The sequence below is a fragment of the Corynebacterium tuberculostearicum SK141 genome, from assembly GCF_000175635.1.
Lineage (GTDB): Bacteria > Actinomycetota > Actinomycetes > Mycobacteriales > Mycobacteriaceae > Corynebacterium > Corynebacterium tuberculostearicum_C.
Genome location: NZ_ACVP01000037.1, coordinates 47,804 through 61,873 on the forward strand (window position 1 = coordinate 47,804; position 14,070 = coordinate 61,873).

Here is a 14,070-nt window from a genome sequence, read left to right on the forward strand (position 1 = left end):
TATCAATTACTGCCCATAGTCTAGCGCGTTGCGGATTCGCGCTAGGGTTAAAGGCAATGAAAGCAAAGCATGTTTGGTGGTCAGCGACCGCGCTCGTGGTAGCGGCAGCGGTCGGAGGTACGGCTGCGCTGGGCGTTACCCTCCAGCGCGAATATGGCGATCTCTCGCACGGGGAGGCGCAGGCGGTCGAGGCTCCTGAGGAGCCGTTGAGCGCAGCACAGCCGGGCGAGGCAGATCTGGATGCGCTGAGCGCGAAGCTGGATGAGCTCGCTAAGAATAAAGACCTTGCCACTTTTGGCGGCGAGGTGATCGATACTGAAACCGGTGACGTGGTGTGGCAGCGCGACGCGGATAAGCGGCTCACCCCGGCCTCGTCCACGAAGGTCCTCACCACTGCGGCGGCCACGTTGGCGCTGGATGAGAATGAGAAAATCACCACCAAGGTCTACCGTGGGTCGAACGAAAAGAACGTGGTCATCAAGGCCGCGGGCGATGTGTGGATGACGCATGAGCAGCTCGATGATTTGGCCGAGCAGATTTCGAAGAACGTCGAGCAGGTCGATGGCGTTTACATCGATACCTCCGCGTGGTCCGGCGAGGCGCAGGCCCCGGGGTGGGATCCGGAAAACGTGGACGGCGGCTTCGTCGCGCCAATGGAACCGGCCATGCTCTACGGTGGTCGCCTGGGCGCGACGACGGGGGACGTGCCGAGGAGTCATGAGCCGGCTTTGGATGTGGCTAAGCAGCTAGGCGATCGCCTCGGCGCGGGCAAGGTAGGCATGGGCTCTGTGGCGGAGAACGCGCAGGAAGTGGCGAGCGTGGATTCGCCGCCGCTAGCGGACCGCGCCCGAGAAATGGTGCGCCATTCCGATAACGTCATGGCCGAGGCCATTGCGCGTGAGCTGGCGGTTTCCCGTGGCAAGGAAGCCAGCTTTGAAGGCGATACGCAGGCCACGCTGGATGTCCTACGGGAAGAGGGCTTCGACGTCGAGGGCGTCGACATAAAGGATAATTCCGGGCTCTCGGTGGACAATCGCCTCACGGCCAGTCTGCTGACGCAGCTCATTAATGGCGCGGTCAAGGATCCGCGCCTGCGCCCGCTGGTGTCCTACCTGCCGGTGGCCGGCGGCGATGGCACGCTGTACGAGCGCTACGGCGATTCCGCGGCCAAGGGCTATGTGCGCGCTAAGACGGGCACGCTGACTGGGGTCTCGGCTTTGGCCGGCACCGCGCAGGGCAATTCCGGGCGCGTGTATGCCTTTGCGTTCATTGTTAATGACGGCGATATTTTGTCCGCCCGCAAGGCTCAAGACGCATTGGCTTCTGCACTGCATGAGTTCTAATAAGCCCTTTTGGCCGCGGGTTTCGCCGCACTTTCTAGCGTGTCGACGCGGCGTGCGCGCTGCTGGCCTTGACCATGCAGTGGCGGTGGGGCTGTCCGGAGGAGCGGATTCGCTGGCTCTCATGGCGGCGCTGGTGGCGGAGGGGCACGAGGTGCTCGCGCTGTGCGTGGACCACGGGTTGCAAGATGGCTCGAGGGCGCAGGCCGAGCGCGCGGCCGAACAGGCGCGAACGCTGGGCGCGCGGGCGCAGGTGCTCAGCGTTGAGACGGGCGCTGTGGCGGGGGCGGAGTCGATGGAGGCGGCCGCGCGAGCGGCGCGGTATCGGGCACTGGCCGCCGCGTGCGCGGACGAAGGTTTAGAGGTTGCCGTGGCGCATACGGCCGATGACCAGGCGGAAACACTGCTGCTCGGCGCGCTGCGCGGGCGGGTGACCGGCATGAGCGAGCGCAGCGAGGTCGAAGGCGCCCGTGTGGTGCGGCCGCTGTTGGGCGTGCGCCGGGCCGATACGGAGGGCGCCTGCGCGGAGTTGGGCCTTTCCGCGTGGCGGGATCCGCAGAACGAGGACACGAATTTCCGCCGCGTGGCGCTGCGCCGCGAGGTCATTCCGCAGTTGAGCCGCATCATCGGCGGGGACGCGGTGCCAGCGCTGGCGCAAGCCGCAGGCGACGCCGCGCTTGACGACGCCACCCTGCGCACCCCACCCACCACCGACTGCGCCGAGCTGGCGGCGATGGCGGAACCACGGCGCCGGCGGGCAATCGCGGCGTGGCTGGTCAGCGAGGGGGTAGAGGTAACAAGGAGGGGAGTGGGGGACGTCGGCAAGCTGTGCACCCACTGGCGCGGGCAAGGCCCGGTGGCCGTGCGATCGGCGCGGCAGGTGGGGCAGAGGTTGGAAGTAGCCCGTATAGGTGGCAAACTGGCACTATTGTCTGGTCATTAAAGGAGCGCACACGTGCACGACAAGAAAGACTTCGCCGTTCCCGCAAACCGCTACGGTGACGATGTAGAAGCAATCCTCATTGGAGAAGAGGAACTGCAAAGCCGCGTTCAAGAACTCGCGGATATGGTCTCAGAAAAGTATGCCGACTCTGAGCACGACCTGCTGTTGGTCTGCGTGCTCAAGGGCGCCGCATTCTTCCTCACGGACTTTGCGCGCAAGCTATCCATCCCCTCCGAGCTGGAGTTTATGGCCGTATCCTCCTACGGCACCTCCACCTCCTCTTCCGGCGTGGTGCGCATCTTGAAGGATTTGGACCGCGATATTGCCGGGCGCAACGTGCTCATCGTGGAAGACATCATCGATTCCGGCCTCACCCTGTCGTGGCTCATCCGCAACCTGGAAGGCCGCAACCCCGCCTCGCTGAACGTGGTCACCCTGCTGCGCAAGCCGGAGGTAGTCAAGGCCGATATTGATCTGCTGGATGTCGGCTTTGATATCCCGAATGAATTCGTCATCGGCTACGGGCTGGACTATGCGGAACGCTACCGCGATCTGCCTTACGTGGGCACCCTCCACCCTGATGTCTATACCACCAACTAAAATCGCGCAGTAATGAAAAACAACAAGATTCTTCGCTACGGCGGGATTGCGGCCCTCATCCTTATCGCGCTGTACGCTTTTACCTTCTTTAGCAACGACGCCCGCGGCTACGTGCAAGCGGATACCTCCGTGGCGCTGACCCAGCTCAAGGACAAAAACGTCGATGAGGTGGAAATCGATGACCGCGAGCAGCGCCTGCGCATCAAGCTCAAGGACGAAATCACGGTAGACGAGCGCGACGGCGTGCAGGAGATCGTGGCCAAGTACCCGGCCCGCGCCTCCGAGCAGGTCTTTAACGCCGTCAAGGATTCCGGTGCCGAAAAGTACCAGACCAATGTCACGCAGGAATCCTTCTTGGGCTCCATGCTCAGCATGCTGCTGCCGATGATCATCCTCTTCGGCGTGCTCTTCTGGCTCATGTCCCGCATGCAGCAGGGCGCTGGTGGCATGTTTGGCATCGGCGGTTCCAAGGCCAAGGAATTGACCAAGGATATGCCGACCAATACCTTTGAGGACGTGGCCGGCGCGGACGAGGCCGTGGACGAGCTGCAAGAGATCAAGGACTTCCTGGATGACCCCACCCGCTACCACGACCTAGGCGCCAAGATCCCGCGCGGCGTGCTGCTTTATGGCCCTCCGGGTACCGGTAAGACCTTGCTTGCCCGCGCCGTGGCTGGCGAGGCCGGCGTGCCGTTTTATTCCATCTCCGGTTCTGACTTTGTGGAGATGTTCGTCGGCGTGGGTGCCTCCCGCGTGCGCGACCTGTTCAAGCAGGCGAAGGAAAATAGCCCCTGCATCATCTTCGTGGACGAGATTGACGCCGTGGGCCGCCAGCGCGGTTCCGGTACCGGCGGCGGCCACGATGAGCGCGAGCAGACCCTCAACCAGCTGCTGGTAGAAATGGACGGCTTTGGTGACCGCGAGGGCGTAATCCTCATCGCCGCCACCAACCGCCCGGATATCCTGGATCCGGCGCTGCTGCGCCCAGGCCGCTTCGACCGCCAGATTCCGGTCACCAACCCGGACTTGGCCGGCCGCGAGCAGATCCTGCGCGTGCATGCAAAGAATAAACCGCTGGCAGAAGAGGTTGACGTAGCGCAGCTGGCCAAGCGCACCGCCGGCATGTCCGGCGCGGACCTGGCCAACGTGCTCAACGAGGCCGCATTGCTGACCGCCCGCATCGGCGGCAACGTCATTACCTATGACGCATTGGAAGAGGCGACCGACCGCGTCGTGGGCGGCCCGCGCCGCCAGGGCAAGATTATCTCCGAGCACGAGAAGAAGGTCACCGCTTACCACGAGGGCGGACACACGCTTTCCGCGTGGGCACTCAAGGATATTGAGCGCGTGTACAAGGTCACCATCCTGGCCCGCGGCCGCACCGGCGGCCACGCCATGACCTCCCAGGAAGACGACAAGGGCATGTACACCCGTGACGAGCTCTTCTCTCGTTTGGTCTTTGCCATGGGTGGCCGCGCGGCCGAGGAACTGGTCTTCGGTGCGCCGACCACCGGTGCGTCTTCCGATATTGAAAACGCCACCAAGATCGCTCGTTCCATGCTCACCGAGTACGGCTTCTCCCCGGACCTGGGCACCGTCAAGTACGGCAAGGAGCAGGGCGATCCCTTCAGCCAGATGGGTGGTGGCGGCTCCATCGATTACTCCGATGAGGTTGCTTCCAAGATTGATGAGCAGATGCGCTACCTGCTCGAGCGCGCGCACGAGCAGGCCTATGACATCCTGCGCAACAACCGTTACTACCTGGATAAGCTGGCCGAGGCCCTGCTGGAGAAGGAAACCCTGCGTCGCCCCGACCTGGAGCGCATCTTCGACGGTATCGAGCCGCGCGAGGCCTTCGACGTCTTCCCAGGTGAAGACGATCGCTTCCCGCGTCAGATTGGCTACGCCCCAGTGAAGACCCCGGTTGAGCTGGCGAAGGAGCGCGGCGAGGAGCTTCCTAAGCGCATGACGCTTCTCGATGCCTCCCGGGCCGCCCGTGAGCGCCGCCTCGCCGGCGAAGAACCGAAGGGTGAGGTGGGCTTCAACTTTGGTCAGCACGCCGGCGATTACGTCGACCCGGACACTGCCCGCGAGCTGGGCAGCGGTCCCGCGAAGGAATCCGCGAACTCCTCGTCGGCCCAGTCGGCCCAGCCGACCCAGCAGTCCCGCGACGCCCAGTCTGCCCCGGCTTCCGAGCCAACCGCCCGTCCGGCCGCACGCCCCGCTGCCGGTGGCGGAAAGCACCACAAGCCGGATGCCGGCGCGGATGCTGAGGCTGAGACCAGCCAGTGGTTTACCCCTGGCTGGGACGAGAAGGATCGCCGCAAGAACCCCTATGCGCGCGAGGACGACAAGCAAGAAGATAACTAATGCCTGATAATCACATTCCCGCTCGCGCCGCCTTTGACCAAGACCGAGCGGAGGCAGCGGTGCGTGAGCTGCTCCTTGCGGTAGGGGAGGACCCTGACCGCGAGGGCTTGCGCGAAACCCCGGCCCGCGTGGCCCGCGCCTACCGCGAGGTCTTCGCCGGACTGCACGAGGACCCGACCGAGGTCCTGCACAAGACCTTCGCCGAGGACCACCAAGAATTGGTTCTGGTGCGCGATATCCCCATTTATTCCACCTGCGAGCACCACTTGGTGCCGTTCTACGGCGTGGCGCATATCGGCTACATCCCGGGCAAAGACGGCCACGTCACCGGTTTGAGCAAACTCGCCCGCCTGGCGGATATGTACGCCAAGCGCCCCCAGGTCCAAGAGCGCCTCACCCAGCAGGTAGCGGACGCCTTGGTGGAGGTTCTCGGTGCGCAGTCCGTCATCGTGGTCATTGAGTGCGAGCACTTGTGCATGGCCATGCGTGGCATTCGCAAGCCGGGTGCGACGACGACCACCTCCGCGGTGCGCGGCGGCTTCAAAAATAATGCCGCCTCCCGCGCCGAGGTACTCAGCCTGATTCGCAGCTAAGTCCCCCGGTTACCACGAAAGCGAGAAGGAGCACGCCATGCAGCAGGCAACCTCGGTATCGGATCTGAGCATCGCCAACCGCACGCTGGTGATGGGCATCGTCAACGTCACGGAGGATTCCTTCTCCGATGGCGGTAAGTGGTTGGACGTCGATGCCGCCATCAACCACGCCCGCGAACTCGTGGCGCAGGGTGCGGACATGATTGACGTCGGTGGTGAGTCCACCCGGCCGGGTGCGGTGCGGGTGGAGGCGGACGTCGAAAAGCGCCGCGTGGTTCCCGTCATTGAGGCGCTGAGCGAGCTGGGCATCCGCACCTCCGTGGATACGATGCGCGCCTCGGTGGCCCGCGCGGCGGCAGCGGCCGGTGTGGACATGATTAATGACGTCTCCGGTGGCCTGGCTGATCCGGAGATGTATCGCGCGATGGCCGAGGCCGGCGTGCCCGTGTGCTTGATGCACTGGCGCACGCTGCAGGAAGGTGCCTTTGGTTCTGCGGCCGGTAGCGCCGACCACGGCGGCGATGTGGTGCGCGATGTGCATGAGACCCTCGAGCGCCTGGCGAATAACGCGCTGGCGGCCGGCGTGCGCCGCGATAATATCGTGCTCGATCCGGGCCTGGGCTTTGCTAAGACCCCACAGGATAACTGGGCGCTGCTCAAGGCCCTGCCGGAGTTCCTCGACGCCGAATTCCCCATGCTGGTGGGAGCCTCGCGCAAGCGTTTCCTCGCCGCCATCCGGGAAGACCGTGGCGTGGAATCCAGCCCGCTGCTGGCCGATCCCGCGACTGCGGCCGTGACCGCCATTTCCGCTCAGATGGGCGCGTGGGGCGTCCGCGTGCACGAGGTCGCCGTCTCCCGCGACGCCGTCGATGTGGCCGCGGCTTGGAACGCCGGCGATGGCTACAAGGGTGGGGCCAATGCTAGCGGCAGCTATAGCAATGGCGCCGATGGCAATGGCACTATGAAATCCACCGCCCTACCGCGCAACCCGAAGGAGTAAAACATGGCAGACCGCATCGAGCTCACCGGCCTGGAGTGCTTCGGCTACCACGGCGTCTTCGAGGAAGAAAAGCGTACGGGCCAGCCTTTCATCGTGGATATCACCTGCTGGTCCGAGTTCGCAGAGGCCGCCGCCACCGATGATCTGACCAAGACCATCAATTACGCCGAGCTTGCCGACGTCGCCGCGAATATCATCGAAGGCCCCGCCCGCGACCTCATTGAGACCGTCGCCAGCGAGGTGGCCGATACCATCATGGACACCTTCGAGGGCCTGCATGCCGTGGAGGTCACCCTGCATAAGCCGCAAGCGCCGATTCCGCGCACTTTTGCCGACGTCGCCGTGGTCGCCCGCCGCTCCCGCAAGCACGCGAGGACCCTCTAATGCGTGCGGTGCTGTCCATCGGCTCCAATATGGATGACCGCGTGGAGCTTCTGCGCACGGTATTCGACGAGTTTGCCGGCGAGATCGTTGCCGCCTCGCCCGTCTATGCCACCCCGCCATGGGGCGTGACGGACCAAGACGAATTCCTCAACGCGGTGCTCATCGTGGACGTGGACGAGACTCCGAAGGAACTCCTGCGCCGCGGGCAAAAACTTGAAGAGGCCGCCGAGCGCGTCCGCGTGCGCCACTGGGGACCGCGCACGCTGGATGTGGACATCATCGATATCGAGGGCTATACCTCCGAGGACCCGGAGCTTATCGTCCCGCATCCTTATGGCCACGAGCGTGCCTTCGTGCTGATTCCGTGGTTGGCGGCCGATGCTGGTGCTAGGTTGAGTGGGGAGGGCGTCGCCAAGCGGGTAGCAGCACTCGACCCGAAAGAGCGCGCCGAGATTCGCCGGCTGGGCATGATGGAGGAGCTATGACACGGACCTCGCTGGGTGCCCTCATCGGCACCGGGGTCTTCTTTGCCGCCGCAGCGGCCATCCTCACCACGCGCTTTTATGGCTCCATGCTGCAAATCCCGGTAACGGTCTCCGCCACGCTGTGGCTCATGGCCGTCATCTGTGTGGCGCTGACCTGGAAGGTGGATCAAGCCACCGAGGACGAGCATGGCATTGGCCTGGATAATTCGCAGCTCAACCCCATGACCATCACGCAGTTCATGCTGGTAGGAAAGGCCTCGGCATGGACGGGTTCCATCGTGGGTGGCATTTATGCCGGCATTGCCGTCTACGTCATCCCCAACGCGGGTACGCTCACCGCGGCCTCCGATGACCTCGTGGGCGTCATTGCCTCTGCGCTCGGTGGCCTCGCGATGGCTGCTGCTGGCCTGCGGCTAGAGCGACACTGCGAGACCCCGCCCCCACCAGATGGGGTACAGGCGGTACATTAGTGAGCATGACTGAGCCGCGCTCTTCTTCTAGCAAAACTCCCGCCAAGACGACCAAGCCGGATCTGGGCCAGACCGGGCTCATCGTCCTCGTGGTGTTGGCCGTTGTAGCCAGCATCGTCATGCTGATTTCCGGCTCTGCCGCAGCCCTTAAGATTGCGCTCATCGCCGCTTTGTGGGCTGCCGTGCTTGGCTTCTTCCTGGTGATGCGCTACCGCCGCCAGGCCGAGGAATCCGTGACCAAGCTGGAGCTGCAGGAGCGCGCTCACCGCGCCGAGCTCAAGCAGGCCCGCACAGCCGATGGCCAGCCGCTGCCGGATCAGGAACTGCTGGATGAGATCCGCACCGAGCTGGCTTCCATCCGCAAGCAGATTGAAGATCTTTCCGGCCAGAACTTCACCTATGAACCGGCCGCTCTGCACGCCGAGGCGCGCCGCATCATGCAGCTCGAGGCCCAAACCGCGGCCGCTGCTCGCCCTGGCTCTGAGGAGGGCAATGTGGACTTCACCCAGTCCTCTTCTGGCGCCCCGTCCGCCGATGCCATCGCTGGCCGCTTGGGTAACCAGCCATCCGCGGCGCACGCCGAGGCTAATCCGCTTAATGACATCATCAGCGAAAAGACTCGTGCGCAGCGTACCTCCGGCAAGGCTTCTGGTGCCTCCACCTTTAATACTGGTGGTTTCCAGGCCGTGCGCTGGGATACCGGCGGCGATGATTCCCTGAAGAATACCCGCACGTCCGCGGCCAGCGAGCACCACGGTAGCCATCGCAAGCCAGAGGCTGCCACCACGGCCAATGACGAAACCCAGGACATTCCGCAGCAGCCGGCACCACAGCGCGATGAGCGTGCGGAGTACCCGGGCTCCGGCCAGCACGTAGCCCCAGAAAAGTCCGAGCCGGTGCGCCAGAAGGCGGGCCGCGCGCATCACCGCGCGGCCGCCGATGAGCCCGATTCCCGCGGCCGCCGCCGCAGCGATGATAAGCGCGAGGGCGCGGTCTCCGTGGCCGAGCTGCTGGCCCAGGCGAAGAAAAAGAAGGATAAATAAATGCGCCCGCCACGCATGCGGGTAGCACTCTTCGGTCGTAGCTCGGCTGGTATCAACCTAGCCGGAGAAATGGCGCGTGCCGGCCACGAGATTGTTGAAATCTCCAATCCAGCGGAGCTTTCTTCCTTTGAGGCGCTTATCATTGCGGTCGGCGATGCTCGCCTAGATGCTGCAGTAGAACTACTGGAACCCCACGTTCACCGCGGTCTTATTGCCGTCCACACCTGCCTGTCGCGTGGCGTACAGGTTTTGGATCCGCTGGAGACTCGCGGCTGTGTGGTAGCCGCGCTTGCCCCTATCGTTTCTGGACGGTGGGCTGCAACCACCTTGGATGAGCTAGGTGAAACCATCGTGGAACTCATCGCCGGGGAGTTTCACGCCGATGTTCTCGCATTATCGGACGCCGAGCGTGCCCCTTTTGCCGCACGCGTCTACTATGCCGACATGCTGCACCGGCTACAGGTACCTGCGGCACGGGAAGCAGAATTTTTCGCCCCGACGGAGGAATGGCCGCCGGTAGGCAGTGACTTTGATAGTCAAGAAGCCATTGCTGCCTACCGCGGCGCCACCGATCCCGGCCTGCGCCGCAGCTATGTGGAGGTTGCCCGCCGCCTAGGCGAGGTAGACGGCCGCGAGGAGCTAGAAATGTGGGCCCTACAAGAGGAGAGCCGATGAGCCTGGAGATGGGAAACGCTACCGTCATCAACGACATTGAGCGCATCCGCATGGTCGGTAGTGCTTTTCACAAGACTGGCCGTCCGGTGGCCTTCGTGCCGTTGACCAATGGCGTGCATGCTGGCCATATCGCGTTGGTGCGCGCGGCCAAGCACATCCGCGGCGCGGTTACCGTCGTGGCCCTGCAGTCCCCGCACGAGGAAGATCTTGAGCTCCTGCGCGCCGAGGGCGTGGACATCGTGTGGAATTACTCAACAGAAACCTTGTGGCCACACGGCCGCCGGATCGCCGCGGCTCCGGCCGACGCCGCGACCGCCCTCGAGCCGGACCTCAGCGAGGATCTCTCGCTGTACCTTGCGCTCATCCTGACGCTTTCGCCTACCGACGTCCTCCTTGGTGAAAAGGACTACGAGCTCCTCCTCGCCATCCACCACGCGGTTCAAGATTTCCACCTGGGTGTCCGCGTGCAGGGCGTGCCCGCCGTACGCATGCCCGATGGCGTGGTGATGAGCTTGCGCAATACCAACGTCCCGGCCGACTCCCGCGACCAGGCTGCGGCCCTATCCGCCGCGCTGACCGCCGGCGCACATGCCGCCGAAGCCGGTGCGGAGAAGGTCCGCGAGGTTGCCGCGGAAGTCTTGCGCGCAGCAGGCGTTGAGCCGGACTACCTCGAGGTGCGCGGCCGCGACCTCGGCACGCCTCCCGAGGAGGGCGATGCCCGCTTGCTCGTCGCCGCGACAATCGGCGGCGTCCGGCTCATCGATAATGTCGGGCTGCCGCTGGGCATCGGGTTTAATAATATTGAAGAACACGAAGCCAAGGCCGAGCTCGAGCGCGAGCAACAGCGCGCGCAGGGTACCGCTTCCCAGCAGCCATCGGAGGACTAATGACCGATATCCAGATCCGCGACCTTGACCCGCGCGATGAGCCCAAGGCTATTTCTTTTGCCATTGAGGGCATGCACCTGCACTGGTTTGTGAAGAACCCGCGCTTCGAGCGCGCCTATGGCCGCTACTTTTGGGATTTAGAGCGCGCCAAGGCCACCGATATCTTGGCGGCTTACGATGGCGACCGATTCCTCGGCGTGCTGTTGGCCTCCATGAAAGGCAAGCCCGCGCTGCCATATCCGTGGTGGCGCAAGGCGTTTGTTCACGCGGTGGAAATCTTTAATAACCTGCGCCCGGGCGGGCACCGCGACGATTACGATGCCGCCAATCAGGACATGCTGCTCAAGTACTTGGGTAAGCACCCCATTGATGGCGAAATCGGCTTCCTCGTCGCGGATCCCAATTCCGGCGTGAGCGGCGTGGGCACGGCGCTGCTCGAGGCCTTCGAAGCCCGTCACGAGGGAAAGAATGTCTACTTGTTTACCGATGACGGCTGCACTTATCAGTTCTATGACAGCCGTGGTTTCACGCAAGTGGGCGAGCGCACCATCGCGGTCAACGAGGACCGCGACTTGGAGTGCATGCTCTATGTGCGCCGCCTTGGGGCGCCGCAGGCTTAGCGCTGCGCAGGCTTAGCGCGCCAACGCGCCCATCGGATCCCAGGCCGGCAGGGTGGTGACGGACTCGGACTGCAACGCCGCTTGGTATTGCTCCGGCAGGCGGGAGGGGTGCACGGCGATTTCGAAGACGAACTCGTCGAACCAGTCATCGGCCATGGTCCAAAAGCCCTTATCGGCCTTCTTCGGGCCCCAGGAATTCTCCACGCGCCAGCGATTGACGGTGCCGTCGTCTGCGATATCGGCGCCGGTAAAGACCATCGCGTGGGTCATGAGGGACTCGTGCAGGCGCAAACGCTGCGCCTTGTCCAGATCCATCTCCACGCCGTAGAAGGCCTCATATTCGTGCAGGTGCTTGGCCCACACGCCGTGTTCATCATCGGATTGCTGGTCGGTATGGCAGCCGAACCAGACGGGCTGGCCGTCTTCGATGGAGGCACGCGCGGCATCGCGCAGCACCTCCACTGGCGCGTTCAAGTAGGTCACGCGCTTTCCGGCCACGTTGCCCAGGTACTCCACGGTGTAGAGCTCGCCGTAGGCATTGCGCGGGTCGTTGACCACGCAGACGTACTCGCTTAGGTCCGCCGGCAGGTATTCCTCGGCAAACTCCTGCGGGGTATAGGTGCCCGCGCGGTGGAACTCATCGTCCTTATCGCGGTACTGCCACACAAAGTCCTCGGGCGGCAGGCCAAGGTTGGCGGTGAGGATACGGTAGACGTCGGCAAGCGCCTGCTCATGCGCGCCCTCTTCGCCGCTGCGGATGCGGTGGGCGGCGCGGCGCAGCACGGTCTGCAGATTGCGGTTAAGCATCGCCGTGGCCTCGGAAGAGGCGGTCTCCGGCATGGCGTACTGCGGCACCACGCCGTACTTTTCCACCAGGGCGACGAACATGGACCACTGGCCGCCGTCATCGATGGGATCATCCATGAGCTTGGTCACCGTGCGGTCCGTAATCTCGCGGTCCTTGAGCTCAGCCATGGCGGTAAGGAACCAATTGGCCTTCTCCAGCTTGTCAAAGAAGTAAATATAGGTCTGCGAGAGCTCAAAATCCTTGAGCTTGGCTTTGTCCATGAGCCCGCCGCGCAGGGAATTAAGGCCGGCAAAAATCCAGCAGCGGCCGGAAGCCTTCTGGTCGGCCACGCCCCAAGAATCTAGCTTATGGCTGGTTACCGGTGTGAGATGGCGCAATTGCTCACGGTCGAGGCTGAGCTTGTCGACGCCCTCCTGGGCCACCCCATTGCGTACCAGGCGCAGCGTGGCATCGCTGGTGAGCTCGGCGGTGGCGGCATGAACCTCGTTCGGTTTAATCTCTGTCATTTCTCGATTCTCCTTAGTTCATCCGGTCCCAGAGGGGAAGCTCAATCGGTTCGGTGGCAAGGGCCTGGGCAAGCGTGTCGCTCAGGTGCTCCTTGCGGACGGCGATGTGGAAGACGTTCTGGTCAAACCAGGCATCGGCCATCGTGGCAAAGCCCTTGCCGGGCACATCCTCGCCGTCGTCCTTGCGTGGCGGCTTAGAGCCCCAGGAGTTCTCCACGCGCCAGGCGCGGTCGCCGTCGACGCCGGTGAGCACCATCGCGTGGGTGGGCGCGGTCTCGCCGGAGGTAAAACGCTCCTCCTTGCTCATGGAGGAATCGATGCCGTAGAGGCCATCGGTATCTACCAATCCCTCGTCCCATACACTGTTGAGGAAGGAGAACTGGCGGTTGACATCGCAGCTAAACCACACCGGCTCGCCGGCCGCCAGGCTGCGCTTGGCGGTCTCCTTGAGCTCTTCCACGGTTGCGTTCACGTACTCCTGCGGAGCGCCTCCCAACACATTGGTCTCCTCGGCGCTGCTGAATACGCGATGCTTGGGGTTGGTGGAGCGGGGGTCATCGGCCAACACCACGTACTCGTCCAAGTTCGGCAGATACTTATCCGCAAACTCTTGCGGGGTGGAGTGCAGGCGCACGAATTGCTCGTCCTTGGTGCGGTACGCCCAGGTAAATTCCTCCGGCGGGGTGCCTAGGTGGATGGCGAGGATACGGTGGAAATCGGTGCGTGCCTGGGCGATGATGTCCTCGCGCGGGCCATCTAGCGCGGCGGCGCGGCGTACCACGGTGGCAAGATCGCGGTTCATCTCCGCGGTATTTCCAGACGAGCGTACCTCCGGCATGACCTCGGCAGGCACGGCACCGTACTTGGCTACGAGGTTGCTAAAGAAGCACCACCAGCCGCCATCGGCGCTGGCGTGATCGAGTACTGCGGCCACGGTGCGATCGTCCCAGCCAGCGCCCTTTTTATCCAGCAGCTGGTTGAGCACCAGGTTGGCGCGCTCTAGCTTGTCAAAATACTGCAGGTAGGTGAAGGAAAACTCAAAGCTATCTACATTGAGTTCCTTGGCCGCGCGGTGACGGAAGACGTTCAGCGCCGCGAACATCCAGCAGCGGCCTGAGCGCTTTTGGTCCGATACGCCCAAGCTATCCAGCTTGACCTCGGTGGTGGGGTAGAGGGCCGTAATGCGGTCGCGGTCCAGGGCCGCCTTGGCCGCCCCGACGTTGGTAATGGCGTTGCGCGCGATGCGCAGCCGGGAATCGGCCGCGGCCTCCTCGCGCAAGTGGGATAGGTATTCGTTGGTGAGCAAAGTCATAGTTTCGGTTTTAGCAGACCCAAGCCCACAGCGG

At 63.7% G+C, this 14,070-nt stretch carries 15 protein-coding genes; 13 read left to right on the top strand and 2 right to left on the bottom strand.

All coding sequences use genetic code 11. The features are described from left to right. Nucleotides 1–56 precede the first annotated feature (56 nt). Genes dacB through CORTU0001_RS10770 form a run of 13 tightly spaced genes read left to right on the top strand, consistent with a single transcriptional unit; the run spans nt 57 to nt 11,410 of the window. Nucleotides 57–1,343 carry a D-alanyl-D-alanine carboxypeptidase/D-alanyl-D-alanine endopeptidase gene (gene dacB / locus CORTU0001_RS10710; RefSeq protein WP_034668802.1) on the top strand — a complete coding sequence of 429 codons (1,287 nt, stop codon included), beginning with the start codon at nt 57–59 and terminating at the stop codon, nt 1,341–1,343. Then, on the top strand, nt 1,333–2,283 hold the full coding sequence (gene tilS, locus CORTU0001_RS10715) for a tRNA lysidine(34) synthetase TilS (protein ID WP_034668804.1): 951 nt from the start codon (nt 1,333–1,335) through the stop codon (nt 2,281–2,283). Before dacB ends, tilS begins: the two co-directional genes overlap by 11 nt. 12 nt (nt 2,284–2,295) lie before the next feature. Further along, the gene (gene hpt, locus CORTU0001_RS10720) at nt 2,296–2,883 is read left to right on the top strand and encodes a hypoxanthine phosphoribosyltransferase (RefSeq protein WP_005329899.1); all 588 of its coding nucleotides are present in this window, start codon (nt 2,296–2,298) and stop codon (nt 2,881–2,883) included. Nucleotides 2,884–2,895: 12 nt separating this feature from the next. Then, the gene (gene ftsH, locus CORTU0001_RS10725) at nt 2,896–5,253 is read left to right on the top strand and encodes an ATP-dependent zinc metalloprotease FtsH (RefSeq protein ID WP_005329901.1); all 2,358 of its coding nucleotides are present in this window, start codon (nt 2,896–2,898) and stop codon (nt 5,251–5,253) included. Further along, the gene (gene folE / locus CORTU0001_RS10730) at nt 5,253–5,846 is read left to right on the top strand and encodes a GTP cyclohydrolase I FolE (RefSeq protein WP_005325658.1); all 594 of its coding nucleotides are present in this window, start codon (nt 5,253–5,255) and stop codon (nt 5,844–5,846) included. The genes ftsH and folE overlap by 1 nt, the downstream gene beginning before the upstream one ends. Before the next feature lie 37 nt (nt 5,847–5,883). After that, complete coding sequence (folP, locus tag CORTU0001_RS10735; RefSeq protein ID WP_005329903.1) at nt 5,884–6,846, top strand: dihydropteroate synthase; 963 nt, start codon at nt 5,884–5,886, stop codon at nt 6,844–6,846. Nucleotides 6,847–6,849: 3 nt separating this feature from the next. Beyond that, nucleotides 6,850–7,230 carry a dihydroneopterin aldolase gene (folB, locus tag CORTU0001_RS10740; RefSeq protein WP_005329905.1) on the top strand — a complete coding sequence of 127 codons (381 nt, stop codon included), beginning with the start codon at nt 6,850–6,852 and terminating at the stop codon, nt 7,228–7,230. Further along, the gene (gene folK, locus CORTU0001_RS10745; RefSeq protein WP_005329907.1) at nt 7,230–7,715 is read left to right on the top strand and encodes a 2-amino-4-hydroxy-6-hydroxymethyldihydropteridine diphosphokinase; all 486 of its coding nucleotides are present in this window, start codon (nt 7,230–7,232) and stop codon (nt 7,713–7,715) included. The genes folB and folK overlap by 1 nt, the downstream gene beginning before the upstream one ends. Beyond that, the gene (locus CORTU0001_RS10750; protein WP_005329908.1) at nt 7,712–8,185 is read left to right on the top strand and encodes a DUF3180 domain-containing protein; all 474 of its coding nucleotides are present in this window, start codon (nt 7,712–7,714) and stop codon (nt 8,183–8,185) included. The genes folK and CORTU0001_RS10750 overlap by 4 nt, the downstream gene beginning before the upstream one ends. A 5-nt stretch (nt 8,186–8,190) precedes the next feature. Continuing rightward, entirely contained in the window at nt 8,191–9,228 is a 1,038-nt protein-coding gene (locus tag CORTU0001_RS10755; protein ID WP_034668822.1) for a DUF6779 domain-containing protein, read from the top strand. Beyond that, nucleotides 9,229–9,903 carry a Rossmann-fold NAD(P)-binding domain-containing protein gene (locus CORTU0001_RS10760; protein ID WP_005329912.1) on the top strand — a complete coding sequence of 225 codons (675 nt, stop codon included), beginning with the start codon at nt 9,229–9,231 and terminating at the stop codon, nt 9,901–9,903. Next, entirely contained in the window at nt 9,900–10,790 is an 891-nt protein-coding gene (locus CORTU0001_RS10765) for a pantoate--beta-alanine ligase (protein WP_005329913.1), read from the top strand. Before CORTU0001_RS10760 ends, CORTU0001_RS10765 begins: the two co-directional genes overlap by 4 nt. Continuing rightward, entirely contained in the window at nt 10,790–11,410 is a 621-nt protein-coding gene (locus tag CORTU0001_RS10770; RefSeq protein ID WP_005329915.1) for a GNAT family N-acetyltransferase, read from the top strand. Before CORTU0001_RS10765 ends, CORTU0001_RS10770 begins: the two co-directional genes overlap by 1 nt. Before the next feature lie 12 nt (nt 11,411–11,422). Here the strand turns inward: CORTU0001_RS10770 and CORTU0001_RS10775 are convergent, their stop codons facing one another. Next, a complete protein-coding gene (locus CORTU0001_RS10775; RefSeq protein ID WP_005329916.1) occupies nt 11,423–12,724 on the bottom strand; it encodes a C1 family peptidase in 1,302 nt (433 codons plus the stop codon). A 13-nt stretch (nt 12,725–12,737) separates the two neighbouring features. Then, entirely contained in the window at nt 12,738–14,036 is a 1,299-nt protein-coding gene (locus tag CORTU0001_RS10780) for a C1 family peptidase (protein WP_005329918.1), read from the bottom strand. Between the last annotated feature and the right edge of the window lie 34 nt (nt 14,037–14,070).

Coding starts and splice junctions, on each gene's coding strand:
- ftsH (WP_005329901.1), top strand. CDS start 2,896: ATGAAAAACAACAAGATTCTTCGCTACGGCGGGATTGCGGCCCTCATC.
- folE (WP_005325658.1), top strand. CDS start 5,253: ATGCCTGATAATCACATTCCCGCTCGCGCCGCCTTTGACCAAGACCGA.
- folB (WP_005329905.1), top strand. CDS start 6,850: ATGGCAGACCGCATCGAGCTCACCGGCCTGGAGTGCTTCGGCTACCAC.
- dacB (WP_034668802.1), top strand. CDS start 57: ATGAAAGCAAAGCATGTTTGGTGGTCAGCGACCGCGCTCGTGGTAGCG.
- CORTU0001_RS10750 (WP_005329908.1), top strand. CDS start 7,712: ATGACACGGACCTCGCTGGGTGCCCTCATCGGCACCGGGGTCTTCTTT.
- CORTU0001_RS10765 (WP_005329913.1), top strand. CDS start 9,900: ATGAGCCTGGAGATGGGAAACGCTACCGTCATCAACGACATTGAGCGC.
- CORTU0001_RS10770 (WP_005329915.1), top strand. CDS start 10,790: ATGACCGATATCCAGATCCGCGACCTTGACCCGCGCGATGAGCCCAAG.
- CORTU0001_RS10780 (WP_005329918.1), bottom strand. CDS start 14,036: ATGACTTTGCTCACCAACGAATACCTATCCCACTTGCGCGAGGAGGCC.
- CORTU0001_RS10760 (WP_005329912.1), top strand. CDS start 9,229: ATGCGCCCGCCACGCATGCGGGTAGCACTCTTCGGTCGTAGCTCGGCT.
- folK (WP_005329907.1), top strand. CDS start 7,230: ATGCGTGCGGTGCTGTCCATCGGCTCCAATATGGATGACCGCGTGGAG.
- CORTU0001_RS10755 (WP_034668822.1), top strand. CDS start 8,191: ATGACTGAGCCGCGCTCTTCTTCTAGCAAAACTCCCGCCAAGACGACC.
- folP (WP_005329903.1), top strand. CDS start 5,884: ATGCAGCAGGCAACCTCGGTATCGGATCTGAGCATCGCCAACCGCACG.
- CORTU0001_RS10775 (WP_005329916.1), bottom strand. CDS start 12,724: ATGACAGAGATTAAACCGAACGAGGTTCATGCCGCCACCGCCGAGCTC.
- tilS (WP_034668804.1), top strand. CDS start 1,333: ATGAGTTCTAATAAGCCCTTTTGGCCGCGGGTTTCGCCGCACTTTCTA.